The organism is Devosia sp. SL43, from assembly GCF_021729885.1.
In the GTDB taxonomy this organism is placed as follows: domain Bacteria; phylum Pseudomonadota; class Alphaproteobacteria; order Rhizobiales; family Devosiaceae; genus Devosia.
Window position 1 is genome coordinate 3,405,866 of the sequence record NZ_CP063401.1, and the last position, 26,782, is coordinate 3,432,647.

Consider the following 26,782-nt stretch of genomic DNA (forward strand, 5'->3'; position numbering starts at 1 on the left):
AGGTGTGGCATGGAGGAGAAAATGGCTCACGTCGTCGTTCTGGGTGCCGGTCTTGGCGGCACAATCATGGCCTACGAGCTGCGCGAAGCGCTCGGCGCCAATCACAGGGTTTCGGTGGTCAACAAAGGGACCAAGTTCAACTTCGTCCCGTCCAATCCATGGGTTGCCGTTGGCTGGCGCGACCGCGATGACATCGAGGTCGATCTGACCGACGTGTTTGAACGGCGGAACATCGAATTCTTCCCCCAGGGCGCCGAGCGCGTACATCCCGCAGAGAAGCGGGTCAGACTGTCCGACGGTAAGGACCTCGACTACGACTACCTCGTCATCGCCACGGGGCCCGAACTCGCCTTCGATGAAATCCCGGGCTTTGGCCCAGACGCGGCGACACAGTCGATCTGCCACGTCGATCACGCACTTGGAGCCAAGGATGAGTTCAAACGACTGGTCGCAAATCCCGGCCCCGTCATTGTCGGCGCCGTCCAGGGCGCCTCCTGCTACGGCCCGGCCTATGAGTTCGCCTTCATCCTCGACAAGGCCCTGCGCGACGCAAAGGTACGCGATAGGGTTCCGATGACCTTCGTGACCGCCGAGCCCTATATCGGGCATCTTGGCCTCGATGGCGTGGGTGACACCAAGGGCCTGCTTGAGAGCGAAATGCGGCAGCGCCATATCCGCTTTATCACCAATGCCAAGGTGGACAAGTTCGAGGAAAGCAAGGCATTCGTCAGCGAAATCGCCGACGATGGGTCGGTGCGGCGGTCCCATGAGATCGCGTTCGTCTACACGATGATGTTGCCGGCCTTTCGCGGCGTGCCCGCAGTGCACGGCATCGAGGGCCTGACCAATCCACGCGGTTTCATCCTGGCCGATCAGTATCAGCGCAATCCCACCTTCAAGGACGTGTTCTCCATCGGCGTCTGCGTCGCCATCCCGCCGGTGGGCAAGACACCAGTGCCGGTCGGTGTGCCCAAAACCGGCTTCATGATTGAATCGATGGTCACTGCAACGGCGCAGAACATCGCCAGCCTGATCGCCGGCAAGGAGCCGAAGGCTATTCCGACCTGGAACGCGGTGTGCCTTGCCGATTTCGGCGACGGAGGCGTGGCCTTCGTGGCACAGCCGCAGATCCCGCCCCGCAACGTCAACTGGTCGAGTTCAGGCAAGTGGGTCCATGCCGCCAAGGTCGGGTTCGAGAAGTATTTCCTGCACAAGATCCGCTCTGGCACTGCAGAGCCATTCTATGAAAAACTTGCCCTGCAGGTCCTCGGCATCGACAAGCTCAGGGCTGTCAAGCAGGACAAGACCGGGACATGACATACGTCGTCTGTTCGCATTGTGGGGCAACAAACCGGATTGCCGAAGGCCGCGACCTAGCATCCGGCAAATGCGGCAAGTGCGGACGTCCGCTGTTCGACGGGCAGCCCGCCAACGTTTCGGCGGCGGTCCTCGAAAAGCAGATCGCCAATTCTGACATACCCGTCCTCGTGGACGTCTGGGCGCCGTGGTGCGGACCTTGCAAGGTCATGGGACCGCAGTTCGAGGCAGCGGCAAAACAGGCTGAACCCAAGCTTCGCATGGTCAAGCTCAACTCCGACGAAAGTCCAGCGCTCTCCGCACGGCTTGGTATTCGGAGCATCCCCACCATGATCCTGTTCAAGGAAGGCAGGGAGGTCGCACGAACCTCTGGCGCAATGACGAGCAACGACATCCTAGCATGGGCCAGTAAGTAATACGCTGGCCAGCAATTTCATCGGCTACGCAGCGGCTTCCTGGATGGCCACTCCCAAGTCTTTGTTTTGCGCGGGAATTTCAAGGTGATCGCCTCCAGTTCCGTGACGTCTGGGGTAGTCCATGAGCCCTTCACCGACGACCCCGCCTTGGGCTTTCGCTGGAAGCGGTGATCACGTCGCCTCACGCGCCTTTGCCAAAATAGGCATGGAGTCGAACACGGCGCGGTTGGCGCTACGCCCTCGGTCCCAGGCGATGGCGACGTTGGACATGTCGTGCCTAAGAAGAGCTATCTCGGGGACAAACATCACCGGCCGACCGGACCCAAAGATCAGCGCCTCGGTCAGGGCCGCAAGCCTTGACCGTCACATCCTCACGCCCTTTGCCACGCTCCTGCCTCTGGGACGAAACTGGATTACTTGCGCAGAGGGTGCCTCGCCCCGCATCAGCGCGGCGATGTGGTCGCCAACGCGGTTCCTGTCCTGGTGCCATCCGACGGAAAGCTCTCTATGGCGCGTTGGTAAGCCTGGGCATCGGCGGTTTCGTCTCTGGGATTCTCCACGTTGCAACCATAGTGCAACCAAATGGGATCAAGCTCAAAGGCAAAACCGGATACGATCGGCGGCTCAAGCAGCACTATCATATTGGTTTATTAGAGATATCTAGAACATCAGCGCACCCTAGCGAAAGCAATATAGCGCCCTCCGAAGGCAGAGGCCACACGTTCGAATCGTGTCGGGTGCGCCTTACACCGGCAGATGTCGCGGACTGGCGGCTGTAGTTCCTCAAGCACATGCTCGCTGATGCGCCAAGTGGCAGACGGGGCTGCTGCGCACGACCCGCTTTTGGCTTGATGCGCAGGGCCTCGTTGCCTTGCAACTCGCGGGATCGATATTTGGTGGCGGTGCGCCTCGGACTGCGCTGCGGGTAGAACCCAATTAACAGTCGCATAATAGCTCTCGTCCTATGTTGGCAGCATTGCCGGGGGCGGACATGCGCGTGCTTATTGTCGACGACAGCCGATCGAGCCTTGCCATGATCGGCACGATCGTCGGCGCGGCCACCAATGCCCAGATCGACAGCTGCCTGGATCCGCGCGAAGCGTTGGAGCATAGCGAAAGCACGCAATACGATCTGGTGCTGGTCGATCACATCATGCCCGGTATGGATGGCGTGCAATTCACTGCCGCCCTGCGCGCCCGCGAAAACTACCGGACCGTGCCCATTATCATGGTCACGTCTGACATCGATCGAAACACGCGTATCGAGGCGATCCGCGCCGGCGCGACCGACTTCGTCAACAAGCCCTTCGACCCCACCGAGTTGCAGGCCCGCGTGGCCAACCTGCTGACGCTGCGCGCTGCCCAGGTCGAATTGGCAGACCGGGCAAGCTGGTTGGCGCGTGAGGTCGAGCTGGCAACGGCGCACCTGCTGGCACGCGAAGAAGAGATTATCTGGCGGCTGGCCCGTGCCATCGAATATCGCGACGGTGATACCGGCGAGCATGTGTCGCGCGTGGCCCAGATCAGCCAGTTGATCGCCAGCGGCATCGGGCTCAGCCCGGAGCGTTGCCGCATCATCTATCTGGCGGCACCGCTGCACGATATCGGCAAGATCGCCATCGCCGATGCCATCCTGGGCAAACCGGGCAAGCTGACGCTGGAAGAAGTCGCCATCATGCGCGAGCATGTCACCATCGGAGCACGCATTCTCGAGAGTGGCACGTCCGAGCTGATCAAGACGGCCGAACTGATCGCCCAGAGCCACCACGAACGCTGGGACGGCGCCGGATATCCCGATCGCCTGTCAGGCACCGATATTCCCGTTGAGGCGCGTGTGGTCGCCATTGCCGACGTTTTCGACGCACTATGTTCCGAGCGGCCCTACAAGAAGGCATGGCCGATCGAGAAAGCCTACGCCGAGATACTCGCCTGCAGCGGCACCCATTTCGACCCTGCCTGCGTTTCGGCCTTCTCCACCAAGTGGGCGGAGATCGAAGCCATCATGCGGGGCGATGCCACCCTGCGCGTCGCCAGCTAACCAACCATCCCGCTTCGTCGCGAGACGCTTGGCAAGAGTCAGCTTTGCTGACCTATTGTGCACCTCTATCCAAAGCAATCCGAGAGCGAATGTGTTTTCGGCGGCGCTGCTCGGCCTCATGGGCCAAAGTATAGAGATCGATTTACTCACGCGATGATTCTCGATTTCGAATCGAAGACTCGCATGCCTTGAATCGAGATTCGTCCAGGCACCATATCTGTTCGGTATGACTCCGAAATACATCCAAATATGTCTTGAATGATTCTGCACAAAGAAAACAGAGCGCAAATAGAACTGAGTAACTGTGGATTAACGCGCCTCGTATAACTTGGATAACGTGCTGGATGGGAATACGGCGCACCAAGAAGAGTTTCGTCCAAGCGTCCAGAAGGGGCCTTCGGCAGTTCGCCAGTAAAGCAGACATCTATCCGCTTCCCAGCGTATCCGCGGTGGAATTTTAGAACATGTACAGCGTTATTCGTTATGTGGCTCGGTCATCAGCATGACCCGAGACAGCGTCTTCCTGACTAATATTTCCGGCGATGCCGGTCTGCGCAACGCGCAGGACATTGCCGCTCAGCTCAAGGCTGCTCTGGTCAATCACAACGCGATAGCGGCCGCGACCGATGATATTGCCAGCGCCGATATCACCACCGTGCAACTGCTGCTGGCGGCGCGTCGGCAGGCGGTGGCCGCTGGCAAGTCCTTTACGCTGGCGGCGCCACCCCACGGCGCGCTGCGCGACCTCCTCATCCAGATCGGTATCCTCGACGCAGCGGGCACTGCCGCCACGTCGGATGCCGATTTCTGGCTCCACGAACCTCAGAAGACCAAGGGCAAGGCCGCATGAGCAAAACCATCCTGACCATTGATGATTCCGCGTCCATCCGGCAGATGGTGGCCATGACGCTGAGCGCTGCTGGCCTCGACGTGATCGAGGCCATCAACGGCGCCGATGGCTATACCAAGGCGACCACCAACACGGTCCACGCCGTCATCACCGACCTCAACATGCCGGTGATGAACGGCATCGAGTTCATCAAGAAGTATCGTCAGCACCCCCTGAGCAAGGGCGTGCCAATCATCCTGCTGACCACCGAGTCCGACGAAGAGCTCAAGCGCCAGGCCAAAGAGGCCGGGGCGACGGGCTGGATCGTCAAACCGTTCAAGCAGGAGCAGCTGCTGGCCGTGATCAAGAAGGTCACCGGCGCATGAGCTTTCCCGATCCCACCGAGACCTTCCGGCAGGAAGCAAGGGAGCTGCTGGAACAACTGGAAGAAGGACTGCTCGATCTCGAGCAGAACCCGGCCAATGGCGACCTGATCAACTCCACCTTCCGCGCGCTCCATACCATCAAGGGTTCGGGTGCCATGTTCGGCTTCACCGCCGTTGCCGCCTTCGTGCATGAATTCGAGACGGCCTTCGACCAGGTGCGCAAGGGTCAGACTCCAGCAACGCCCGAACTAATCGCCGTGGCGCTGGACGCCAAGGACCATATCCACAAGCTGATCGAACAGCCCGACTCCAAGCAGGCCGGCGGCGAAGCGATCCTGGAAGCGCTGCGCGTGGTCATCGCGGCGGCAAATGGCGCGCAGGCGATCGCCGTCGCGGTGCCCCAACCGGCCCCGGCTGCCCTCGCCAAGCCTCAGCCAGCCGCGGGAACGGCGCCGCGCTGGCGCATCCGGTTCCGCCTGCCCGGCGATGCGCTGGTTTATGGCACCAATCCGCTGCTATTGCTGGACGAAATCCGCGAAATCGGCCCTTGCACGATCACCGCGCTGACCGACACCATTCCGCCGCTCGACCTCATCGATCCGGAAGTTCCCTATCTCGGCTGGCAGGTCGATATCGAGGCCGAAGACCCGCGCGGTGCCATCGACGACGTGTTCATGTTCCTCAAGGACGGCATGGAGCTGTCAGTCGAGCCTCTGAACGACGCGCCAATTGCCACCGGTGGAGCGGGGCAGGGCGTCGAGATCGATCTGGCTTTGGAACTGGAAGCCGAGCCCGTGGTGGAGGCCGACCCGGAGCCTGTCGCGCCGACACCGACCGTGGCTGCGCCGAAGCCAGAAAAGGTCATGAAATCTGCAAGCAAAGCAGAAGAAAAGTCTCCACCGCCAGAGCGTGCTGCTTCTTCCTCCATGCGCGTCGATGCCGAGCGGCTTGATGAGTTGATGGACCGCGTCGGTGAACTGGTGATCGCACAGGCCCGCCTTACCCAGATTGCCGCCATGAGCAGTGACGGCAACCTCAAGACCATTGCCGAGGAACTGGAGCGCCTGTCTTCCGGGTTGCGCGACACCACGATGGGCATCCGCATGGTGCCGATCGGCACGCTGTTCAGCCGCTTCCGCCGCCTGGTCCACGACCTCTCGCGCGATCTGGGCAAGGATATCGAGTTCATCACAACGGGCGAGGATACCGAACTCGACAAGACCATGATCGAGCGTCTCGCCGACCCGCTGGTTCACCTGATCCGAAATTCGGTCGACCATGGCCTTGAAGACGCGGACCGTCGCCTCAAGGCCGGCAAGGTTGCCAAAGGCACGGTGCGCCTTTCTGCCGTCTATGCCGGCGCAGAAGTGGCCATCTCCGTGACCGACGACGGAGCCGGGCTCAATGCTGAACGTATCCGCGCCAAGGCGGAGGAGGCGGGCTTGCTCGCCCCCGATGCCAAGATCGCCGATGCCGACCTGTGGCAGATGATCTTTGCTCCCGGCTTCTCCACCGCCAAGGAGGTTACGTCCCTTTCGGGGCGTGGCGTCGGCATGGACGTGGTCAAGCGGACAATAGACGGGTTGCGCGGCAGCATTGATGTCGCGACGACGCCCGGCAGCGGTTCGACCATGACCCTGCGGCTGCCGCTCACCCTGGCCATCATTGATGGCATGCTGGTGCGGGTCGGCAACGGACGTTACACCATCCCGCTGGCTGCCGTGGAGGAATGCGTCGAGCTGCCCAAGGGCATCGAGGCCAATGCCAAAGGCCGCAACTTCCTCGATATCCGCGGCAGTCTCGTACCCTTCCTGCGTCTGCGCGAGGTCTTTGGTACCAAGGCCCCAATCGAGCCGCATCAGAAGGTGGTGATCGTATCGTCGGGCGAGGGCCGCGTCGGGCTCGTGGTCGATCAGATCATCGGCAACAACCAGACGGTCATCAAGCAACTGAGCAAGCTGCACTCGGGCATCAAGTCGTTCTCTGGGGCGACTATCCTGGGCGACGGCACAGTAGCCCTCATCCTCGACACCGCCCATCTCGTGGCCTTCGGCCAGAACTATGTCGATCACGGGAGGGCAGCATGACCGCTACTGCACCACAGGCCATGAAGGCGCTGACACTGCGCCTGCAGGATGAACTGTTTGCCGTCGAGGCGGGCAGTGTCCGCGAAATCCTCGATCTCGTGCCGATCACCGAAGTGCCTAACGCGCCCGAGTTCGTTGGCGGCCTGATCAACGTGCGGGGCCGTGTCGTGCCCCTGGCTGACTTGCGGGTGATGTTCGGCATGGATCGCCCTGAGCCCGATCAGGACACCCGCATCGTCGTGATGGAAATCGACATCGACGGCGAGCCCACGGTCGCCGGCATCCTCGCCGACAAGGTCCACGACGTTACCGACATCGAAGCCGCTTCCATCGAGGAAGCACCCAAGGTCGGCATGCGCTGGCGCCCCGAATTCATCAAGGGCATCGGCAAGCGCAATGGCGGCTTCATCATCATCCCCGATCTGGGGCGAATTTTCGAAACACAGGGCGGCAGAAGCGCGCCCCAGGCAGCATCAGAAGAAAGGTCTGCATCGTGAGACTAACCATAAAGACCAAGCTGGCGGCGGTGTTCACCGTCGTGGTCGCCCTCTCCGGCGTCAGCATGTTCCTGGCCATCCAGAGCCTGGGCAAGCTAAACGAATCGCTCGGTACCATCGTGGATGTCCGCGCGGCCAACACCATCACCATGGGCGAGATCCAGTCCTCGCTCGAAAGCGTCGGTTCCCGCCTTCGCGCCATGATCATCACCACCGATCCAGAGGTGATGGTGGATTATGTGGGCAAGGTGAATGAGGACCTCGGCGAGATCGCGACATCCTCCGAGCGCCTCGACGCCAACGTAGCCGATCCGCAGATCCGCGAGCTGTTTGCCCAGTTCCAGGTCGAAATCGGCCAATATAGCGCCATCATCCCCCAGGTGATGGACCTGACCCAGCAGAACAGCGACGCCACCGCCCTCGCCATCTCTCGGTCCGACGGCAGCGCCGCGCTCGGCGTGGTCGAAGAGACGATGACCGAACTCAAGACCGCCCTTGCCGCCCGCGCCATAGCCGGCGAACCCGGCGGCTTCATCGCCTACCAGGCCGCCACCGACGCCTTCATGACCATGACCGACATTTTCCGGCAGCAGCGCAACATCCTGCTGGCGTCTGGCGATCCGGAGCTGCAGGACAAGTGGTATGCCGACTACGTGTCCGGCATCGCTGCCATCACCGAGGGCATGCCGGCGCTGCAGCGCGCGGTTCCCGCGGCCGATACCGCCCTCTTTAACGCGGCCAAAGCTGCCTATGAAAACCTTGTCCTCGCTATGGACAAGGCCGTCAACGTCAGCATCACCAAGTCGGACTACAACGCCACCGTGATGGCGGATGCCGCCGCCGTCGAACGCCGCGAGGCCGAGGGCTTCCTGTTGCAGATGATCGAGCGCAACAAGGCGCTGCTCGAAGAAGCCGATACCGAAGCCGATACGCTCTACAACTCCTCGATGATGCTGCTGATCGGCCTGCTGGTGGGTTCCGCCTTGCTCGCTGCCATCGCCGCAACCTGGATCGTGTTGTCGATCTCCCGGGCTCTGTCGAGCGCCGTACGCCTCGCCAACGAAGTTGCCGATGGCAACCTCAGCGCCACGGCGTCCGTCAAGGGCGACGACGAAGTGGGCGACCTGATCAAGGCTCTCAATGCCATGACGCAGAGGCTGCGCGAAGTGGTGAGCGAAGTGACCACCGCTACTCGCAACGTCGCCGCCGGCAGCCAGGAAATGTCGGCTACCGCCGAACAGCTGAGCCAGGGCGCGACCGAACAGGCGTCCTCGACCGAAGAGGCTTCGGCGTCGATGGAGGAAATGGCTGCCACGATCAAGCAGTCTGCCGACAATGCGTCCCAGACCGAGAAGATTGCCCGTCAGTCGGCGGCGGACGCCATTGCCTCGGGCGAAGCGGTGACCAACGCCGTGACCGCCATGCAGACGATCGCCGAAAAGATCATGGTCGTGCAGGAAATCGCCCGCCAGACCGACCTGCTCGCCCTCAACGCTGCCGTGGAAGCGGCCCGTGCCGGCGAACATGGCCGTGGTTTCGCGGTCGTGGCTTCCGAAGTGCGCAAGCTCGCCGAGCGCAGCCAGGCTGCCGCCGCCGAAATCTCGACGCTGTCGGGGACGACGGTCAAGGCGGCCCAGTCGGCCGGAGAGATGCTCTCCAAGCTGGTGCCCGACATCCAGCGCACGGCTGAACTGGTGGAAGAAATCTCTGCCGGCAGCCGCGAGCAGAATGCCGGTGCGGCGCAGATCAACACTGCTATCCAGCAGCTTGACAAGGTGACCCAGCAGAACACCTCGGCGGCCGAGGAAATGTCGGCGACATCAGAGGAGCTAGCCAGCCAGGCCGAGCAGTTGCAGGCCGCCATCAGCTACTTCCGTATCGATGAGCGCGTTGCTGCACGCGACGAGCATGTGGCCGCCCCTGCCAAGTCCCGAACGTCCAACGCAGCAATGCGCGAGGCGATCCTGGCGCATGCCCCGCATATCGCGGCCAAGAAGTCGGCCGGCAAGCCCAGCAGGCCCAGCTCGGGTGGCTTCGACCTCGACCTTGATGACGGCCACGATGCGCTCGACGGCGAATTCAGCCGCCGCGGCGCGGCCTGATCGGAGCAGTCATGGCTGAAAGGGCCCAATACGTCACCCTGGGCGTCGCGGAGGAACTCTTCGCGGCACCCGTCGAGAAGGTGCAGGAAATCCTGGACATGCGGCCCATCGCGCGGCTGCCCCAGGCTCCGGCCAATCTGCTCGGCATGATCGACGTGCGCGGCCAGGGCATTCCGGTGGTCGATCTGCGCCTGACGCTCGGTCTGCCGGCGGCGCCAGATAACGAGAACACGCGCATCATCGTTCTGGCTCTCGCGGGCCAGGACGGCGATCTCCGGCTCGGCCTGCGCGCCGACCGGGTGTTCGAAGTGACCATCCTCGATGAGGCCGATCTCGACCCCCCGCCTGCCGTCAGCGGCAGTTGGTCGGGGCGTTGCATCGCCGGGATCGGTCGTCGCAACGGCCGCTTCGTCACCGTGCTCGATCTCGAACGCCTGCTCGGCGCGTTTGAAACGGTTACCGAGGCTGCCTGAACTTTCGGTACGCGACGGCGTCGCGTACCGCCCCTCTTCGGCGGAGACTTGCCTTGCCCTTTTCCAAACAGCTCGCCGCCCGCTACGACAGCGTCGAAGACGATCACCTGTCGCTGCGCGACTTCAAGCTGATCGCCAACCTGATCGGCGATGAAGTCGGCATCAAGCTGCCGCCCGCCAAGCGTCTGATGATCGAGGGTCGCCTGCGCAAGCGCGTCCGCGCGCTCGGCCTGCCGGGCCTGGATGCCTATGCCAGCTATCTCTTCCAGCGCGATGGCCTCGATGCCGAGCGTCCCCATCTCATCAACGCGGTGACCACCAACAAGACCGATTTCTTCCGTGAGCCCGAGCATTTCGACCTGCTCGAAAGCCGGCTGGTACCGGACCTGCTCGCCTTGCGCCGCGGCGAACGGCAGCCTTTGCTCAAGGTCTGGAGCGCCGCCAGCTCGACCGGCGCCGAGGCCTATACCTTGGCCATGGTGCTGGCCGATCTTGTCGCGCAGCGCCACGATTTCCGCTTCGCTATCCTCGGTACGGACATCTCCACCGCCGTTCTGGAGCAGGGCGTTCGCGGCGTCTATCCGACCGAGCTGGTGGCCCCGGTCCCTCCCGCCAAGCAGCAGCGCTATCTCATGTATGCCCGCAAGCCCGGCGCCCGGCCGGAAGTGCGCATCGTGCCCGAGCTGCGGCGCCTGGTGCGGTTCGATCGTCTTAATCTAATGGACCAGACCTATCCGTTCGACCGGGACGTCGACGTGATCTTCCTGCGCAATGTGCTGATCTATTTCGACAAGGCCGACCAGGAAAAGGTGATCCTGCGGCTGGTGAGCCATCTCCGCGTCGGCGGTTATCTCATTCTTGGTCATTCCGAATCCATGATCGGCACTGCGGTGACCATGCGTCAGGTCGCGCCCGCCGTATTCCAGAAGACCTGAGGCCGTCGCCATGTCCGAAACCCATCGCAAGATCCGTGTCCTCATCGTCGACGACAGCGCATCCGTGCGCATGACGCTGAGTGAGATCATCGGCAGCGATCCTGATCTCGAAGTGATGGCTACCGCGGCAGATCCCTATGTGGCCGTCGAGCGCATCCGCCAGGAAGTGCCCGATGTGATGTTCCTCGATATCGAGCTGCCGCGCATGGACGGCATCACTTTCCTGCGCAAGATCATGAGCCAGCGGCCTATCCCGACCGTCATCTGTTCGAGTGTAGCCGAAGCCGGCTCCGATACACTGATGCAGGCGCTGGAGGCCGGTGCAGTCGACGTGGTCGCCAAACCGCGTGTGGACACCACGCAGTTCCTGCAGGAATCACGCATGCGCATCTGCGACGCCGCCAAGGCGGCTGCCCATGCCAAGCTGCGCGGCGCGCAGAAGGCGCCGCCGCCGCCGATCAACGTCGAGGCCAAGCTCACCGCCGACGCGATCATTCCCCCGCATTCGGAGGCGCGCGCAGCATCTGTGCGGGCCAAGCAACCCGATACCGATCCGATCATCTGCATCGGTGCCTCGACGGGCGGTACCGAGGCTTTGCGCGAGGTGCTGGAGAAGCTCCCGGCCGACAGCCCGGCCATCATCATCGTTCAGCACATGCCGGAAAAGTTCACCAACGCCTTTGCCCGCCGCCTCAATGGTTTGTGCGCTATCGAGGTCAAGGAGGCCGAGGATGGCGACGTGGTGCAGGCGGGGCGGGCTCTGATCGCTCCGGGCAACCAGCATATGCTGCTGCAGCGCGCCGGGACGCGCTACACCGTGCAGATCGTTGACGGCCCGCATGTGTCCCGCCATCGGCCATCGGTGGATGTGATGTTCCGTTCAGCCTCGCAGGTCGCCGGTCGCAATGCCATGGGGGTGATCCTGACCGGCATGGGCGACGACGGTGCCCGCGGCCTGCTGGAAATGCGCCAGTCCGGTAGCCACACCGTCGCGCAGGACGAGGAAAGCTGCATCGTCTTCGGAATGCCCAAGGAAGCGATCCAGCGCGGCGCGGCTGCTAAGGTCATGCCGCTCAATCGGGTCGCGCACGAAATCGGCGTCTATGCGCGCAGCACCTATCGGCCAGGAGCCTGACAATGACTGCACTGGCCCGGCAATCCGCCATTTCCGATATCGACACATCGCGGCTCCGCGCCATTGCGCCGGCCTTGGCAGTGCCACGCGAGCAAATTGAATCCACCTTCGTCACCGTCGGCGCGCGCCTCGCCGAAGGTGCATCGACCCTCAACCGCATCTCCAAGGTGTTCGAGGCGCTCCCCGCTGAACTGCAAAGCCCCGAACTTGAAGAGGCATCCTCGCGCTTGGCCGAAGTAGGGCGTCGTGCCCAGGCCATTTCCGCCTCGTTCGCCACCGAACAGGCTGATTTGTCCCAATTGGTCGAGGTGGTCGCGGCCGCCGATCATCCGATTTCCAACCTGCGTCGCACCGTCAAGATGATGGGCATCGTCGCCATCAATGCCCGCGTGGTGGCGGCCAGTATCGTTGGCGACAGCGACGATTTCGATGTCTTTACCCACGACATTGCCAAACTCTCGGAAAGCGCCAGCACGACTATCCAGGATTTTACGACCGTCTATCGACAGCTGACGGACGAAGTCGGTCAGGCAGCTCGCCAGCGCGGCAGCTTTCAGCACGATCATGCCGATACGCTGAGCGATCTGGCGACGAGCATGGAAAACGCATTGTCCGAAGTCGCGCGGCAGCGTGCCACCTCGGTCCAAAGCAGTGCCGAGACCGGCCGCGTCTCGCGCCAGATCGTCGGCCGTATCGCCAGCGCGGTGATGGCATTGCAGGTCGGCGACGCGACACGCCAGCGCATCGAGCATGTCGAGGCCGGCATCGAAACGCTGTGTGACCTGCTCGAAGGCGGAACACTGTCCGATGACGATGCGACCGCAGCTCAGTCGGCAATCGGGGCCCTGCAGGCAGCGCAGCTGACAGCCGCGACCGATGCCTTCAAGGACGACGTCGCAGAGGCAAGCGCGGCGCTCATTGATCTTTCAGCCGATGCCAGTGTCATCATGGCGCATAGCCGCTCGATTTCCGGTGATGATGGCGGTTCGCCGCTCGCGGCGCTAAGTGCGGCCGTGCGTGATGCGGCGATCGTGCTCAGCGATTGCGAAACCGAGCGCGGCAAGCTCGAACGCGTGGCGACGGCGGTCTTGCGCACGGTCGGCACCCTTCTGACGCATGTCGAGGCCGTGCAGGAGATCGAGGCCAACATGCGCCTCGTCAGTCTCAACGCCGCAGTCAAATGCGCGCAGCTCGGGCCGCGCGGCGCGGCGCTCAATGTCATCGCCCGGCAGTTGCGTGAATTGACTGGGGAGACCGTGGCGGCGGCCGAGGCCGCAATGGCCGGCCTGCACGATGCGGCCCGACTGGCAAAGTCCTTCGGCGCAGCGGCCAATGGCGATGCCGCCGGCCGTGTGGGGCAGCTCGAACAGGAAGCCACGGTGGCTTTGCTGCTGCTGCAGGGCGTCGATCGTTCGTTGGCCGAAGCGCTGGGCACGCTCGAGCGCGATGGTCCAAACGTCATCGCGCTACTCGGCCATGCAGCGGAGACCTTCGCCGATCAGGCCGCAATATCGGAGACGATGCGCGATCTTGCCCTGCAGATCGTCGCGGAATGTCCGCCTGTTGCGCAGGACCTTCCGGTCGATTTGCACGAGGTGATATCGAGCCTGCGCAAGCGCTACACCATGGATGCCGAGCGCAAGATCCACGAGCAGTTGTTCGGCAAGGAGATGTTGGCCGAGCCAGCGCCCAAGGAAGAGGCCGAGGAGGTCGATCTCGACGATCTGTTCCTTTAGCCTCACCCCTGGATAGGGGTTGCTGCGGCCGGGGCGAAGCATATGGTTCAGGGCAGTGCTGCGTGTTGCCCACAACCATTTCGTCCGGAGTCTGGTCATGCACAATCCCCTGCCCACCGCCCTCGTCACCCTACTGCTGCTTGCCAGCCCCGCACTGGCACAGAACGACGTTTGCCTGGATGCCAATGGCAATGTGGATCAGGCGGCCACGGTCGGCTGGCAAAATTTCCAGGCCGGTGCCAGCGCAGACGCCATGCAACAGCTCGTCGGCACCTGGTACACCGAGATCCCGTCGCCGCAGACTGGCCAGATGGCCTATCGCTACCAAACACTCGAGCCGAACGGCCTCTTCACCATGCAGACGCGCGTCTGTGACAGCACGGGCGCCTGCAGCGACTACCCCGGCCACGGCTTCTGGGCGGCCCAAGGCGGGCAGGGCGGCGCTTTCACGACCATGACCATCACGTCAGAGACTCAGGTCACCAATTTCTGCGGGATCACGCAAGTCATGCTGCAAGGCAACATGATGCAGAGCGCACAGGGCCAAGTCTGGCAGCGGGTTCAGTAATCAGCCGACATAAGGCTTGAAGTGCTTGGACAGCTTGAGCGTCTGCGCCTGGTAGTTCGAGCCCAGAGCCGAGCCATAGAGCCGGTCGGGTAGCTCGGCCAGGCGCTCGTAGATCAGCCTTCCGATGGTCTGGCCATGTCCGAGCAGGAACGGCACCTCGCGGCTGCGCACTTCGAGCACCGCGCGGCTGCCGGTGCCGCCCGCCGACGAATGGCCGAAGCCGGGGTCGAAGAAGCCAGCATAGTGGACGCGGAATTCGCCCACCAGCGGGTCGAACGGCACCATTTCAGCCGCGTGTGTTGGCGGCACATGCACCGCCTCGTCGCTGACCAGGATGTAGAATTCGTCGGGATCGAGGATCAGCTCCTCGCGACCTCGGTTATGCAACGGCTCCCAGAAATCGAGCACATCGAGCGCACCCTTCTTGTCGACATCGACCACGGCAGAGTGCCGCTTCGAGCGGAAGCCGACCAGCCCGTTGCGGTCCTTGCCCTTGAGATCGATGGAGAGCGCCACGCCCTCGCCGACCGGGACATTGTTGTCGAAGACCAGTGTGTCGCTGGCATGCAGCGCCTGGTGTTCGGCAACGGTCAGGCGATTGTCGCCGCTGCGGAACCGCATCTGGCTGAGGCGCGAGCCGGTGCGCACCAGTATCGGGAATGTGCGGGGGCTGACTTCGAGATAGAGCGGGCCCTTGTATCCATTGGGCATCTGGTCGAAGCCACGCGCCCGGTCGCCGATGACGCGGGTGAACACGTCGAGGCGTCCGGTCGAGCTCTTGGGATTGGCCGAGGCGCTGACCATGTCGGGTAGGTCGAGGCTTTCCTGCAGCGGCACGAGATAGACGCAGCCGCGCTCCAGTACGGCGCCACGGGTCAGGTCGATCTCATGCAGCTTGAGCGCTTCGATGCGCTCGGCCACCGAATGGCTAGGGCCGGGCAGGAAACTGGAGCGCACGCGGAAGGCGACGTCGCCGAGCCGCAGGTCGAGACTGGCCGGTTGCACCTGGTCGGTGTCGAATGGTCGCGTCGCTATGATCGAGCCCTGCTTGTGCAGTGCCTCGATCAGCCGCGCCGTGAACACCCCCTGCGGCCAGGCCTGTTGCTTGTCCATGCTGTGCGGTTCCTTACCCCGTTGTTCCCTAGCAATCCGTGCAATTGACGCCAACAGGCTTTTGGCCTTAGATCACAGTCCAGTGGTGATTTGGCCGGTCGCTTGCAGCCACTTAAAACAAATTGCTAAAGACCGTTGGGAACCGGCCGCCTATGCGTGCCGGTTTTTTTGTTTTGAAAGCGTGTCGAATGTCCCGAGATAAGAACCCCCTCCATGATCCCAGCAAGCGCGGCGCTGCGACCCAGATGGTCCACGGCGGGGGCAAGCGTTCGCCGTTCAACGAGACCAGCGAAGCCATTTTCCTGAACTCCGGCTATTCCTATCCCAGTTCCGAACATGCCGAGCTGCTGTTTCAGAACAAGATACCGGGCGCGCACAACTATTCGCGCTTCGCCAACCCGACCGTCGACATGTTCCAGGAGCGCATGGCGCTGATCGAGGGGGCCGAAGCGGGCCGTGCCTTCGCTTCGGGCATGGCCGCCGTCACCAATGCAGTGATGAGCCAGGTGCGTGCGGGGGACCATATCGTGGCGGCGCAGGCGCTGTTCGGCGGCTGCCGCTATGTGGTGGAAGACTATGCGCCGCGTTTCGGCGTGGAATCGACGCTGGTCGATGGGCGCGACCCCGAGAATTTCGCCCGCGCCATGCGCCCCAATACGAAGGTGGTGTTCATCGAGACGCCAACCAATCCGACGCTGGAGCTGGTCGACATCAAGGCCGTTGCCGATATCGCTCATGCTCACGGCGCCAAGCTGATCGTCGACAATGTCTTCTCGACAGCGCTGTACCAGAAGCCGCTGCAGCTGGGCGCCGATCTCGTTACCTACTCGGCCACCAAGCATATCGACGGGCAGGGCAGGGTGCTGGGCGGCATCGTGCTGGGCTCGAAGGCGCTAATCGAAGGCGACGTACATACGTTCCTGCGCCAGACCGGGGCAACGCTCAGCGCGTTCAACGCCTGGGTGCTGCTCAAGGGCCTTGAGACCTACGAGCTGCGCATCCGCCAGATGACCGACAGCGCCGAAAAGGTCGCCGAGGCCCTAGCGTCCCACCCCAAGGTGGGGAGGGTGATCTATCCGCACCATCCGAGCCATCCGCAATACGAGCTGGCCAAACGGCAGATGCAGCGCGGTTCGACGCTGCTGGCGATCGAGGTCAAGGGCGGGCAGGCGGCGGCATTCACCTTCTGTGATAGCCTGGCTGTGGTGCTGATCTCCAACAATCTGGGCGACGCCAAGTCGCTGATCACCCATCCCCGCACGACGACGCATGCTCGACTGACCGAGGAGGTGCGGCTGGAAACCGGTGTGACGCCGGGTCTGCTGCGGCTATCGGTGGGGTTGGAAAGCCCCGATGATCTGATCGCCGATCTGATGTATGGGTTGGATCAGGTTTAGGTCTGCATTTTGGTTCGGCCCGTGGCATCGCATCACCCCCTCCCAGCCTCCCCCTTGAAGGGGGAGGTGCCGTTCAGCATTGGTGGCACGATCCGGTCAGACCCACAGGGCCGCACCTCCCCCTTGATGGGGGAGGTTGGGAGGGGGTGGGGCCGCTTGCGCCTAGCCCTCAGCCTCACGCTCACCCTCCTCGCCACCCCCGCTTTCGCCCAATCACTGCCCTATCACGCCGATCCCTCCGCCCGCGAAATCCTCCCCAGCGCGACGCCGATTCCGGCCATTCGCTTCCTCACCACCGCCGATTTTCCGCCCTTTAACTTCCGCGATGCGGGCGGCGAACTCATCGGCTTCAATATCGATCTCGCCAAGCGCATCTGCGCGGAGGTCAATGTCGCCTGCACCATCCAGGCCTGGCCTTGGGAACAGGCCGCCAATGCCCTGACCGACAATCAGGGCGACGCGCTGATCGCCGGTGTCGATCTCTCCGAGGAAAACGGCGTGCTGTTCGATTTTTCCTCGATCTACCTGGCGCTGCCAGGGCGCTTTGTCACCCGTGCCGGAGACGTTGCCGGATTCGATCCGGCCGCACTGGACAGCAAGACCGTCGCCGTACGGCGCGGCAGCACGCATGAAGCGTTCATGCAGCGCTATCTACCCGATGTGACGCTGTCGGAATTCGACAGCGAGATCGAGGCGCTGTCGGCCGTTGAGGACAGCAAGGCCGACGCGTTTTTCGGCGATGCCATGCGCGCCTCGTTCTGGCTCAACGAACACCTCAATTGCTGCGGCTTTGCCGGCGACGCCTATTTTCGCCCGAACATGTTCGGCGAGGGCCTAGCTATTGCGGTGCCTGCAGGCCATGACGCCGTGCGTCACGCCATCGACTGGGCTCTCGTCCGGCTCAAGGACAATGGTGCGCTGGACGAACTCTACCTGCGCTGGTTCCCGGTGGGCTTCTATTGATGACAGCGTTGCGGCAGGCCCTGATCGTGGTGCTCTGCTACGGCGTCGCCGTGCTCGCCACGCCATTCCTTTTGCTGCTGAGCCAGAACGCCATATCCCTGCTGCCCGGCGGACCATCATCCTCCAACCCGGATGGCCTGCTGAACTATGTCGTGATGGGCGCCATGATCACAGGCATCTATGCCGGTGCGCCGTTTCTGGGCGCCATCGCCTTGATGCGCTGGTGGCGCCGCCGCGATTGGCTGACGCATGCCGCCTTTGGTGTGCTCGTGGCCTATGTGGCGATGGTCCTGTTTGACAAGCCATTCTGGCCGAGCACCCAGCATGCTGCATTGCTGCTGGCCGGATTTGGGGCAGGACTGGTCTATTGGTTCTGCCGCCGTCCGTTCGGCTGGGTGTGGGCCTAGCTCATTCCGCCGGGTGAAGTTTCCGGTGCCGCGCCACCGTCTGCCGACCAACCTCGGTCAATTGATAGACGCCGGTGCTGACACGTTCGAACCAGCCATAGACATTGCCAAGCAGGATCTTGCCCGCATCCGGCGCCACCGGCTTGATGTCTCGCGGCCTGAGCGGGCCATCGAGCAGCGCCTCGGCGCAGACCAGCGCCTGCTGGCGATACGCCGTCATGATGGGCTGTCTTGTGCTGCCGCCCGATGTCGGGTCCCCACGCCGCCGCTGATGCTCGCGCACCAGCCGCGAGCGGCGCTTGGGATTGGTGCGCGGCATTGGCGCAATCGAGCTGACGATGACGCTGACATCGCCCAGCTCGGACACACCAAGCATGCCGATGCCGAGGCGACGGCAAAGATCGCGGTAGCGCTTGTCAGCCTCGCGGCCCTTGCCCTTGGAGATTCTGGCGGCGATCCAGACTTCATCGGCCATGTTGGCACGGTCAACCGCCTGCAGGATCAGTTCGAGGTTGAAGCTGACCTTGAGTTCGCAGACCACGACAACGGGCGGATCGGACGGGCTAAGTCCGACCAGATCGCAACTGCCGATCTCGCCCTTGACCTCATAGCCGGCCGTTTCGAGGAAGGCTTTGACCGGCGGATAGAGTGAGGTTTCCATGGTTGCGCCGCTGCTTTGGGATCATGCCCAAGCTATCGGCGATTCCATTCGAAAATCGTTACGGTCGATCAGGCTGGCATGCGGCGATGCCGCGCCCGTGCTGCCGTCTCGATGGCGGCAGTGACCAACCGGTCCAGGTCGAGCTTGTCGCGCAGCATTTCGAGAAAGCGCAGCTCTTCCTGCTCGAGATAGAGATCGACCGAGGTGATCTCGACGGCCACGGCATAGGCCGTATCCTGCAGCTTCGTGGGCAGGGCCGCAATGGCATCATCCATCACGAGATCAAGACCGCCTTCGCTGTTGAGTTTGTCGGCGCAGGCATTGGCCACGGCGGTCAACCGGTTCTTGTCGAAGCTCTCGAATACCGGCAACCGCCCGATCAGGGCCTGGATGCGGACCAGTTCCTTCTCGGTCATGGCGCTGTCGGACGAGGCGGCGACGATCATCAGGTGGATGAGGGCGTCATGGGCGGCGTTGGACATGGGTCATTCCCGGAACTGGCTTGGCAGCCGATAGCTAGGCGCGTCGCCTCCCCTTGGCAAGCGCCTGCGACATTGCGTGCCGCGCAGACGGGCGAAAACGTTGACGCGAGGGCACCAGAATGCAACACACCCGGACTTCCCTTCTGAAAGGCCCAGCCCCGTGTCTTCGTTGCCCGTACTCGACCCTGCGTTCTTCGACGCTGCCCAGACTGCCCGCGCCTGGCCGTTTGAGGAAGCCCGGAAACTGGTGGCGCGTATCGAGAAGTCGGGCAAGGGCGAAGCCGTGTTTGAAACCGGCTATGGCCCGTCCGGCCTGCCCCATATCGGCACCTTCGGCGAAGTGGCCCGCACCACCATGGTGCGCACGGCCTTTCGCCTGCTGACCCGCGACCAGATACCGACCCGGCTCATCTGCTTTTCCGATGATCTCGACGGCATGCGCAAGATTCCGGATAACGTACCCTCCAAGGAGGCGATGGAACCGCATCTGCAAAAGCCGCTGACCTCGGTGCCCGATCCCTGGACCAACGAGTTCGACAGCTTTGGCCACCACAACAACGCCATGCTGCGCCGTTTCCTCGACACTTTCGGCTTCGACTACGAATTTGCCAGCGCCACGGACTACTATCGTTCCGGCAAGTTCGACACCGTGCTGCGCCTCGCCGCCGAACGTTACGACGACATCATGAAGGTGATGCTGCCCACGCTGGGCGCCGAACGTCAGGCCACCTATTCGCCTTTCCTGCCGATCTCGCCGATATCAGGACGCGTGCTCTATGTGCCGATGAAGGAAGTCAACGCCAAGGACGGCACGGTGACCTTCACCGACGAGGACGGCCGCGACACCACGGTGCCGGTCACCGGCGGCCACGTGAAGATGCAGTGGAAGCCCGATTTCGGCATGCGCTGGGCGGCGCTTGGCGTCGATTTCGAGATGTTCGGCAAGGACCATCAGACCAACGCCCCGATCTACGACAAGATCTGCGAAATCCTCGGCGGCAAGGCGCCCGAGCATTATGTCTACGAGCTGTTCCTCGACGACCAGGGCCAGAAGATTTCCAAGTCCAAGGGCAATGGCCTGACCATTGACGAGTGGCTGACCTATGCTGGCAACGAGAGCCTGGGGCTCTATATGTTCCAGAAGCCGCGCACGGCCAAGCGCCTGCATTTCGACGTCATCCCGCGGGCTGTGGACGAATATTACAGCTTCATATCAGGCTATCAGCAGCAGGAAGTCGCCGCGCGCTTGGAGAACCCGGCGTTCCATGTCCACTTCGGCAATGTGCCCAAGATCGACATGCCGGTCACCTTCGGTCTCTTGCTGAACCTGGCGACTGCCTCGAACCCGGAAACCTCAGACGTCATGTGGGGTTACATCTCGGCCTACGCGCCAGGCGTGTCGGCAAAGACGCATCCGCATCTCGATGCGATGGTCGGCTATGCCATGCGCTACTTCCGTGACTTCGTGCAGAAGAGCTATCGTGCCCCCGACGATGTCGAACGCGCCGCACTCGAGGCCCTTTCTGCCGCCTTTGCCGAACTTCCGGCCGATGCCAGCAACGAAACCATCCAGAACGCAGCACTCGACGTTGCACGCACGATCGAGCGCTATCAGGATTTCACCAAGAAGAGCCCAACTGGCGGTCCAGGCGTCTCTGGCGAGTTCTTCCAGATGCTCTACCAGGTGCTGATCGGGCAGGAGCGCGGTCCCCGCTTTGGCTCGTTTGTAGCGCTCTACGGTATCGACAATACCCGCAAGCTGATTGCTGATGCTTTGGCGGGGAAGCTGCTGGCCTGAGGACACGCTAGCCCAGCAGCTTGCGGAAGTAGACGACGCGCTGGGTTTCGGTGAAGCCGAGCGCGCCATGCATCTGGTGGCTGGTCACGTTGGCGATGTCAGCGTCGGACGCAAATTCGCTGCAACCCCGCTGCCGGCCCCAGCGCTCGACGGCCTCAACCAGTTGCCGGGCGACGCCTGATCGGCGCGCCGCCGGATCGACATAAATGCCTTCGAGGAACGCTACCGGTGTGCTCTTCGTGCCGTTGACGTAGTCATGCCGCAGGCTTGCTTCGGCAAAGCCCAGCGCCTGTCCGGTGTCGCTACGCGCTATCAGGTTAGTGAGGTCGCGCGGATTGGCCAGCCACGCTTCAATATCAGCACGATGCGCGTCCAAGCCGCCGTTTGGCCACAGCGCCTGCCGCATCGCCGCCCAATCGTCGGCGTCCTCCGTCGTAGCGACGGTGACGGTGACGGTGATCATTGGCTCGCCCAGATGATCCGTGCGATCCACTCCACATCGGCAAGGTCGAAGACGCGCGGCTCATAGGCCGGGTTGAGCGAATGAAGCTCGATCTGCCGTCCGGTCTGGCGGGCCAGGATCTTCGCCATAACCTCGCCCTCGCGCGTCTTGACGACGACGCGATCACCGCGCCGCACCTGCTCGGTGGGCGAGACCACGATGCGGTCGCCCTCGCGATAGAGCGGCTCCATCGAGTCGCCCTGCACCTCGAGCGCGTAGATCCCCGCTTCGCCCGGGGAAGGCAGGGAGATTTCGTCCCAACCCTGACCAGCGGGAAATCCCGCACTGTCAAAGAAACCGCCCGAACCTGCCTGAGCCAACCCAAGCAGCGGTACGGTCGGGTTTGGCGCGGAATCGCCCATTTGCAGGAACGTGCTGCTCGACCAGAACGAGCCGAAGCTTTCCCCCGTGGCGTCGAGAATTTTCGACAGACTTTCTGTCGATGGCCAGCGTTCGCGGCCATCCTTGCTGATGCGCTTGGAGACATTGAACGCGGTGGCATCAAGCCCGGCAAGCTTGGCCAACGCCGAAACCGAATGGCCGTGGCGGCGCGCGAGCGCGTCAATACCGTCCCATATGGCCCTGTGAGTGAGCATGCCGGATTTCCCTGAGGCAGGAAATATATCTTATTTGGTGGAATTAAGTCCTATATATATCGCCCCGCGTTGGCGGTGTAAAGTGCTGGGTTGCGGCCATTTCCGCCAAACCTCACGGACGAGCGTATTGGGAATAATCCCCATGACAATTACGTGGGAAAATTCCCATGCACCGGTTAAGCTCATGACGAAGTTGATGCTCCAGAAGGAAGGTAACCGGTGCGCGGAAAGGCAGCCCCTTTGCTGAGGCTTCTGGGACTTCCGGGCATCGAGCCGGCTTCCGATGCGACACGCCTACCAGCCAAGGCCTTCGTCCTTTTCGCCGCCCTCGTCTTGGACTATCGACACGGCGTTTCGCGCGTCGATGCGGCCGCCCTGCTTTGGGGTGACGCAAGCCAGCCCAAGGCCTTCGCCAATCTGCGCCAGTTGCTCGCGGCCGTCGCCAAATGGGAGAGAGCCACCAGCACGCCGCTGCTCGTCCTCGATGGACGGATCATCCACCCCACGAGCGCCGTGCTCGCGTCCGATCTTGGGACTATCCTCAACGCCAATGTCCCCGCAACGGAAGCCGACATCATCCGGCTATCGGGCCTTGGCCTGTCGAACCTCCTGAGCGGCGTCGAGATTTCCGAATCTGAACTAGCGCGCTGGGTCCAGGCCAGGCGGGAACTGGTCCGCGGCCGCGTCGCCGATCTGCTGATTGCTGCGGGCGAACGGCAGTGCTCGATCGAGCTGGAATATGCCTTCGACAAGCTCAGCGAACTTTCACCCCTCGACGAGCGCATCCTGCGGGCCCGCATGACCAATCTGGTCGGGTTGGGCAATGATGCTGCGGCCTTGCGGATCTGCGGCGACTTTTCCATACGGCTGGAACAGGATCTGGGCGCCAAGCCCGAACTGGAGACACGCTCGCTGGCCGCCCGGATATCGGCGCGGGCGACGCCGCATGTCTCGGTTCCCGCGACCTATGCCGAGGCGCCAACGCAGCCCGGCCCCATATCGCGCTCGCTGCCCAAGATCATCCTGATTCCACCCGAGCACAGCGCCCTCGTTGCCCGCAGCGATCTCGCCCTGGCACAGTCGCTGATCACCGACATCACGCTTCAGCTCTGCCGCACCCGACAGTTTGCAATGTTCGCGCCCCATACCGCCCGCCAGCTGACGCAGTCCGATCCGCTGGCCGCGGCGGCGCCCTATGGCCTCGACTACCTGGTCAGCACCTCGATATTTCCCGGTCCCTCGGCGCCGCGGCTTGCCTTCAGCCTTGTCGCGACCGATACGCAGCAGATTCTGGTGGCCGACGAGATCACGCTACAGCAGGATCGGTTGCTGACCGCACAAGCGACCCTCTCCGGCATCATCTCCTCCGCCATCTCGGATGGCGTGGCATCCGCCGAGCTACATCGCTACCGCACAACAGGCGCCGCTTCGGCCTATGTGCGGTTTCTGCTGGGCACCAGCATGACACACAATTTCGATCTGAAAATCCTGCGCCGGTGCCGCAGCCACCTGGCACAAGCCTTGCGATTGACGCCCGACTATGTCCCAGCCCTGAGCGGGATGGCGCGTACCCTTTCGCTGGAATGGCTGCTGCTCGGACGGTCCGATCGTGATTTGCTGCACGAGGCCAAGCGTCTCGCCGGCCGCGCGGTCGAGCTCGATCCGCTCAATGCCGTCGGCCATCGCGAGTTGGGACATGCCAGCATGTATCTGGGCGATCTGGATGCGAGCGAAGAGCATTTCGAGGTGGCGCTGGATCGTGCGCCGCACCATGCCGACATCATGGCCGATCGCGCCGATATTCTGGTCCATGCCTCAAAGATGAGTGAGGCCAAGGCCCGGATCGACCACGCCATCGCGCTCAACCCACTTGCGCCCGACGACTATCTCGGCATCAGCGGTTCGGTGGAGTTCTTTCTCGAGAACTATTCCGTCGCGCTGGCGCAGTTGCGCGGCATGCAGGATCAATCAATCGTCGACCGGCTGATGGCCGCTGCGGCCGCCATGGCCGGCGACCTCGACACGGCGAAAATACACCGCGACCGATGGATGGCACGCTATCCCGATTTCAGGCTGAAGGACTTCGCCTCCGTCATGCCGCACCGCTCCAAAGCCAATGTCGATCACTTCGTGATGGCCCTGTCCAAGGCAGGCTTCTCCTGAGATTTACGGGGCGGTTGCGACTAGCAGGTCTACCAAGCCGAGTCCGCCGAGATTATTTCCCAAAAAGACGAAGAGAAAACAAAGCCTTAGATTGACCCTTGCTCACAAGGGAGGGTCAATTGCTGACACATTACATACAGGCTGCGGCTAAGTCGGGCTTCATGCAGGTGACTGACGCGCGGACCGGCGGCGTGCAACTCGTATTCGTTGGTGAAGCAGCCGCAGCCCAGCTGCAAGACGTCGGCGCCATCAGACCCCAGGCCGACGCGCCTTCGCAAAGGTGGATCAACGTTATCGCTGCTTGACCGTGTCGAGCGGCGACTACAGCGATCGCATTTGCCCGCCGGAACAGACCCTGTCCCGGCTTGCGCCGCACCTGGCGGCGTATGGCATCACGCGCATCGCCCGGCAGACCTCGCTCGATACGATCGGTATTCCGGTCTTTGCCAGCTTCCGCCCCAATGCGCTGACGCTTGCCACCAACCAAGGCAAGGGGCTGACCGACGAGGCGGCCAAGGCATCGGCTGCCATGGAGGCGATGGAATGCGCCATCGCCGAACAGCCGGAATGCGACATCGTGATTGCGACCGCCGCCGACCTGGTGGCGCAGGGAAGATCTGTCTACCGCTCCACCGGCACGCTGCCAGCGGGCGAGACTTTCCCGCGAGATCGGCCGATCAGCTGGGTGCAGGGCACCAACCTTTCCAATGGCGACGCATGCTTCATTCCGCTTGATGTCGTGCGGTTCTCGGGCCGCGCTGCCGACCTGCCCGGCATCTGCCAGCACACCAACGGGCTGGCATCAGGCAATTGCATCGAGGAAGCGTTTTTCCACGGTCTCTGCGAGCTGATCGAGCGCGATGCCGGCACGCTATGGGCGATCACGCCACCCGATCACCGGGCCGCACGCCAGATCGATCCTGCCACCCTTGACGATCCGCAGGTCGATCGCCTCGTCGACATGATCGCAATGGCCGGCTTTTCGCTGATGCTGTTCGACCAGACGACCGATCTTGGTATTCCCACGGTCATGGCCGAAATCTGGCCGGTGGGGCGGGCAAGGCCGGGCCTTTTTGAGGTCTCATCTGGGTCTGGCACGCATCCCGTTTCCGTCCGCGCCGCCCTGCGCGCGATCACCGAGGCCGCCCAGTCGCGCGTGACCACAATCGCGGGCGCCAGGGATGATATCGAGCCATCAGGCTATGGCAGCGACGCACCGCCCACGCGGATCAATCCAGCTCCTGTCGGCCGCCTGACAAGCGGACTTGCGCTGGGAACGCCACTTGAGCGGATGACCGAGCACATGCTGACCCAACTGGCGCGCCACGGCATTCATGACGTGCTGTGCGTTCCCCTGGGCGGCGACCGGGTTGGGATTTCGGTGGTCAAGGTTCTGGCTGAAGGTCTTGAGGATTGGGGCGTCAATCTCAACTGGACACCGGGCACGCGGGCTTTGGCATGTCTGGCAGCGCTACGATCGTGAGGGTCGTGTTCGCCGGACCGAGCATTTACGGCCTGGATCTCGACTTTACCGGCCTGCACCTGCTTCCGCCGGCATCGCGCGGTGACATCGCCAGCGTCGTCAGGCAGGGTGCTACTCATATTGGGCTGATCGACGGTTACTTTGGCTGGGTCGCATCGGTTTGGCACAAGGAAATCCTGTTCGCGCTCGAAAGCGGCGTCACAGTCATGGGTGCCGCATCGATGGGCGCCCTGCGCGCCGCCGACTGCGCCGGCTTCGGCATGGTGCCGGTCGGGCGCATCGCCAACTGGTATCTGGACGGAACCCTGGACGACGACGGCGACGTGGCCATCATCCACGCCCCACCCGAACTTGGATATGCACCGCTGACCGAGGCCCTCGTCGACGCGCGCGCGACCTTGGAACAACTGATGCAACTCGGGCTTCTTGGCGATGGGGAATACCATGCCCTGAGCAGGCGGGCCGAGGCGCTGAACTTTCGCGAGCGCACTCGCGAAGCCCTTGCAGCTGCGCTGCCCGAGGCGCGTCGGGTGGCGGTGCTGCAGGCCTACACGGCCCACCATAGGTCGCTCAAGCAGGAAGACGCCCGTTTGTTGGTCGATCGCCTGCGCTCTTCTGAAAATGCTCAAGCCACTGTGCCGCATTGGAAAATGGCTGAGTCCTTCACCTGGAAATCCTCAGGTTTGTAAATCCGGCGA

At 62.8% G+C, this 26,782-nt stretch carries 25 protein-coding genes and 1 riboswitch; of the genes, 20 read left to right on the forward strand and 5 right to left on the reverse strand.

Translation table 11 applies throughout. The annotated features are described in order from the left end of the window. The first annotated feature begins 21 nt into the window (after positions 1-21). The 13 genes from IM737_RS16695 to IM737_RS16755 all read left to right on the forward strand — a co-directional run bounded on the left by IM737_RS16695 (position 22) and on the right by IM737_RS16755 (position 14,519). Positions 22-1,317, forward strand: a complete 1,296-nt coding sequence (locus tag IM737_RS16695) for an NAD(P)/FAD-dependent oxidoreductase (RefSeq protein WP_236895845.1) — start codon at positions 22-24, stop codon at positions 1,315-1,317. Further along, complete coding sequence (trxC, locus tag IM737_RS16700) at positions 1,314-1,733, forward strand: thioredoxin TrxC (protein WP_236895847.1); 420 nt, start codon at positions 1,314-1,316, stop codon at positions 1,731-1,733. Before IM737_RS16695 ends, trxC begins: the two co-directional genes overlap by 4 nt. 991 nt (positions 1,734-2,724) lie before the next feature. Further along, a complete protein-coding gene (locus IM737_RS16705; RefSeq protein ID WP_236895849.1) occupies positions 2,725-3,771 on the forward strand; it encodes an HD domain-containing phosphohydrolase in 1,047 nt (348 codons plus the stop codon). Between the two features lie 502 nt (positions 3,772-4,273). Beyond that, positions 4,274-4,621, forward strand: coding sequence for an STAS domain-containing protein (locus IM737_RS16710; RefSeq protein WP_236895851.1), 348 nt, complete (start codon positions 4,274-4,276; stop codon positions 4,619-4,621). Continuing rightward, on the forward strand, positions 4,618-4,986 hold the full coding sequence (locus tag IM737_RS16715; RefSeq protein ID WP_236895853.1) for a response regulator: 369 nt from the start codon (positions 4,618-4,620) through the stop codon (positions 4,984-4,986). Before IM737_RS16710 ends, IM737_RS16715 begins: the two co-directional genes overlap by 4 nt. After that, positions 4,983-7,073, forward strand: coding sequence for a chemotaxis protein CheA (locus IM737_RS16720; RefSeq protein ID WP_236895855.1), 2,091 nt, complete (start codon positions 4,983-4,985; stop codon positions 7,071-7,073). Before IM737_RS16715 ends, IM737_RS16720 begins: the two co-directional genes overlap by 4 nt. Further along, complete coding sequence (locus IM737_RS16725; RefSeq protein WP_236895857.1) at positions 7,070-7,570, forward strand: chemotaxis protein CheW; 501 nt, start codon at positions 7,070-7,072, stop codon at positions 7,568-7,570. The genes IM737_RS16720 and IM737_RS16725 overlap by 4 nt, the downstream gene beginning before the upstream one ends. Next, on the forward strand, positions 7,567-9,672 hold the full coding sequence (locus tag IM737_RS16730) for a HAMP domain-containing methyl-accepting chemotaxis protein (RefSeq protein ID WP_236895859.1): 2,106 nt from the start codon (positions 7,567-7,569) through the stop codon (positions 9,670-9,672). Before IM737_RS16725 ends, IM737_RS16730 begins: the two co-directional genes overlap by 4 nt. Positions 9,673-9,683: 11 nt before the next feature. Then, complete coding sequence (locus IM737_RS16735) at positions 9,684-10,145, forward strand: chemotaxis protein CheW (protein WP_236895861.1); 462 nt, start codon at positions 9,684-9,686, stop codon at positions 10,143-10,145. Positions 10,146-10,198: 53 nt separating this feature from the next. Further along, positions 10,199-11,080, forward strand: a complete 882-nt coding sequence (locus IM737_RS16740; RefSeq protein ID WP_236895863.1) for a CheR family methyltransferase — start codon at positions 10,199-10,201, stop codon at positions 11,078-11,080. A gap of 10 nt (positions 11,081-11,090) precedes the next feature. After that, positions 11,091-12,215: a protein-glutamate methylesterase/protein-glutamine glutaminase gene (locus IM737_RS16745; RefSeq protein ID WP_236895865.1), complete on the forward strand. Its 1,125-nt coding sequence runs from the start codon at positions 11,091-11,093 to the stop codon at positions 12,213-12,215. A 2-nt stretch (positions 12,216-12,217) separates the two neighbouring features. Next, positions 12,218-13,951 carry a hypothetical protein gene (locus tag IM737_RS16750; RefSeq protein ID WP_236895867.1) on the forward strand — a complete coding sequence of 578 codons (1,734 nt, stop codon included), beginning with the start codon at positions 12,218-12,220 and terminating at the stop codon, positions 13,949-13,951. A gap of 97 nt (positions 13,952-14,048) precedes the next feature. Then, positions 14,049-14,519, forward strand: coding sequence for a hypothetical protein (locus IM737_RS16755; RefSeq protein ID WP_236895869.1), 471 nt, complete (start codon positions 14,049-14,051; stop codon positions 14,517-14,519). On the opposite strand, the gene IM737_RS16760 is transcribed toward IM737_RS16755, so the two are convergent. Next, positions 14,520-15,632: a 2'-deoxycytidine 5'-triphosphate deaminase gene (locus IM737_RS16760; protein ID WP_236895871.1), complete on the reverse strand. Its 1,113-nt coding sequence runs from the start codon at positions 15,630-15,632 to the stop codon at positions 14,520-14,522. 72 nt (positions 15,633-15,704) lie between these two features. Continuing rightward, positions 15,705-15,780: riboswitch (SAM riboswitch) on the forward strand. Between the two features lie 40 nt (positions 15,781-15,820). On the opposite strand from IM737_RS16760, the gene metZ reads away from it, so the two are divergent. The 3 genes from metZ (at position 15,821) to IM737_RS16775 (ending at position 18,399) form a co-directional block, all read left to right on the forward strand. Next, positions 15,821-17,029 carry an O-succinylhomoserine sulfhydrylase gene (gene metZ, locus IM737_RS16765; RefSeq protein ID WP_236895873.1) on the forward strand — a complete coding sequence of 403 codons (1,209 nt, stop codon included), beginning with the start codon at positions 15,821-15,823 and terminating at the stop codon, positions 17,027-17,029. Positions 17,030-17,185: 156 nt separating this feature from the next. Next, positions 17,186-17,992 (forward strand): transporter substrate-binding domain-containing protein, encoded by an 807-nt coding sequence (locus IM737_RS16770; protein ID WP_236895874.1) that lies wholly within the window; start codon positions 17,186-17,188, stop codon positions 17,990-17,992. Continuing rightward, positions 17,992-18,399, forward strand: a complete 408-nt coding sequence (locus tag IM737_RS16775) for a hypothetical protein (RefSeq protein WP_236895876.1) — start codon at positions 17,992-17,994, stop codon at positions 18,397-18,399. The genes IM737_RS16770 and IM737_RS16775 overlap by 1 nt, the downstream gene beginning before the upstream one ends. Before the next feature lies 1 nt (position 18,400). Here IM737_RS16775 and IM737_RS16780 read toward each other — a convergent pair whose 3' ends face one another. Then, on the reverse strand, positions 18,401-19,060 hold the full coding sequence (locus IM737_RS16780; protein ID WP_236895878.1) for a DUF2161 domain-containing phosphodiesterase: 660 nt from the start codon (positions 19,058-19,060) through the stop codon (positions 18,401-18,403). A gap of 68 nt (positions 19,061-19,128) precedes the next feature. After that, positions 19,129-19,542 carry a tellurite resistance TerB family protein gene (locus IM737_RS16785; RefSeq protein WP_236895880.1) on the reverse strand — a complete coding sequence of 138 codons (414 nt, stop codon included), beginning with the start codon at positions 19,540-19,542 and terminating at the stop codon, positions 19,129-19,131. Between the two features lie 160 nt (positions 19,543-19,702). Here IM737_RS16785 and IM737_RS16790 point away from each other — a divergent pair, with 160 nt between their 5' ends. Then, positions 19,703-21,340 carry a lysine--tRNA ligase gene (locus tag IM737_RS16790; protein ID WP_236895882.1) on the forward strand — a complete coding sequence of 546 codons (1,638 nt, stop codon included), beginning with the start codon at positions 19,703-19,705 and terminating at the stop codon, positions 21,338-21,340. Between the two features lie 7 nt (positions 21,341-21,347). Here the strand turns inward: IM737_RS16790 and aac(6') are convergent, their stop codons facing one another. Together aac(6') and IM737_RS16800 are read right to left on the reverse strand one after the other, a co-directional pair. Beyond that, positions 21,348-21,803, reverse strand: coding sequence for an aminoglycoside 6'-N-acetyltransferase (gene aac(6'), locus IM737_RS16795; RefSeq protein ID WP_236895890.1), 456 nt, complete (start codon positions 21,801-21,803; stop codon positions 21,348-21,350). Then, a complete protein-coding gene (locus IM737_RS16800; RefSeq protein ID WP_236895893.1) occupies positions 21,800-22,438 on the reverse strand; it encodes a S24 family peptidase in 639 nt (212 codons plus the stop codon). The genes aac(6') and IM737_RS16800 overlap by 4 nt, the downstream gene beginning before the upstream one ends. A 240-nt stretch (positions 22,439-22,678) precedes the next feature. On the opposite strand from IM737_RS16800, the gene IM737_RS16805 reads away from it, so the two are divergent. The 3 genes from IM737_RS16805 to IM737_RS16815 all read left to right on the forward strand — a co-directional run bounded on the left by IM737_RS16805 (position 22,679) and on the right by IM737_RS16815 (position 26,773). Next, on the forward strand, positions 22,679-24,601 hold the full coding sequence (locus IM737_RS16805; protein ID WP_236895894.1) for a BTAD domain-containing putative transcriptional regulator: 1,923 nt from the start codon (positions 22,679-22,681) through the stop codon (positions 24,599-24,601). 307 nt (positions 24,602-24,908) lie between these two features. Beyond that, entirely contained in the window at positions 24,909-26,084 is a 1,176-nt protein-coding gene (locus IM737_RS16810; RefSeq protein WP_236899952.1) for a YcaO-like family protein, read from the forward strand. Further along, entirely contained in the window at positions 26,060-26,773 is a 714-nt protein-coding gene (locus tag IM737_RS16815) for a TfuA-like protein (protein WP_236895896.1), read from the forward strand. Before IM737_RS16810 ends, IM737_RS16815 begins: the two co-directional genes overlap by 25 nt. Positions 26,774-26,782 lie beyond the last annotated feature (9 nt).

Bases quoted from the DNA above. Each gene is read 5' to 3' on its own strand.
- IM737_RS16800 (WP_236895893.1), bottom strand. From the start codon at position 22,438: ATGCTCACTCACAGGGCCATATGGGACGGTATTGACGCGCTCGCGCGC.
- IM737_RS16755 (WP_236895869.1), top strand. From the start codon at position 14,049: ATGCACAATCCCCTGCCCACCGCCCTCGTCACCCTACTGCTGCTTGCC.
- IM737_RS16750 (WP_236895867.1), top strand. From the start codon at position 12,218: ATGACTGCACTGGCCCGGCAATCCGCCATTTCCGATATCGACACATCG.
- IM737_RS16780 (WP_236895878.1), bottom strand. From the start codon at position 19,060: ATGGAAACCTCACTCTATCCGCCGGTCAAAGCCTTCCTCGAAACGGCC.
- IM737_RS16695 (WP_236895845.1), top strand. From the start codon at position 22: ATGGCTCACGTCGTCGTTCTGGGTGCCGGTCTTGGCGGCACAATCATG.
- trxC (WP_236895847.1), top strand. From the start codon at position 1,314: ATGACATACGTCGTCTGTTCGCATTGTGGGGCAACAAACCGGATTGCC.
- IM737_RS16815 (WP_236895896.1), top strand. From the start codon at position 26,060: ATGTCTGGCAGCGCTACGATCGTGAGGGTCGTGTTCGCCGGACCGAGC.
- IM737_RS16720 (WP_236895855.1), top strand. From the start codon at position 4,983: ATGAGCTTTCCCGATCCCACCGAGACCTTCCGGCAGGAAGCAAGGGAG.
- IM737_RS16705 (WP_236895849.1), top strand. From the start codon at position 2,725: ATGCGCGTGCTTATTGTCGACGACAGCCGATCGAGCCTTGCCATGATC.
- IM737_RS16745 (WP_236895865.1), top strand. From the start codon at position 11,091: ATGTCCGAAACCCATCGCAAGATCCGTGTCCTCATCGTCGACGACAGC.
- IM737_RS16710 (WP_236895851.1), top strand. From the start codon at position 4,274: ATGACCCGAGACAGCGTCTTCCTGACTAATATTTCCGGCGATGCCGGT.
- IM737_RS16760 (WP_236895871.1), bottom strand. From the start codon at position 15,632: ATGGACAAGCAACAGGCCTGGCCGCAGGGGGTGTTCACGGCGCGGCTG.
- IM737_RS16725 (WP_236895857.1), top strand. From the start codon at position 7,070: ATGACCGCTACTGCACCACAGGCCATGAAGGCGCTGACACTGCGCCTG.
- IM737_RS16735 (WP_236895861.1), top strand. From the start codon at position 9,684: ATGGCTGAAAGGGCCCAATACGTCACCCTGGGCGTCGCGGAGGAACTC.
- IM737_RS16785 (WP_236895880.1), bottom strand. From the start codon at position 19,542: ATGTCCAACGCCGCCCATGACGCCCTCATCCACCTGATGATCGTCGCC.
- IM737_RS16715 (WP_236895853.1), top strand. From the start codon at position 4,618: ATGAGCAAAACCATCCTGACCATTGATGATTCCGCGTCCATCCGGCAG.
- metZ (WP_236895873.1), top strand. From the start codon at position 15,821: ATGTCCCGAGATAAGAACCCCCTCCATGATCCCAGCAAGCGCGGCGCT.
- IM737_RS16775 (WP_236895876.1), top strand. From the start codon at position 17,992: ATGACAGCGTTGCGGCAGGCCCTGATCGTGGTGCTCTGCTACGGCGTC.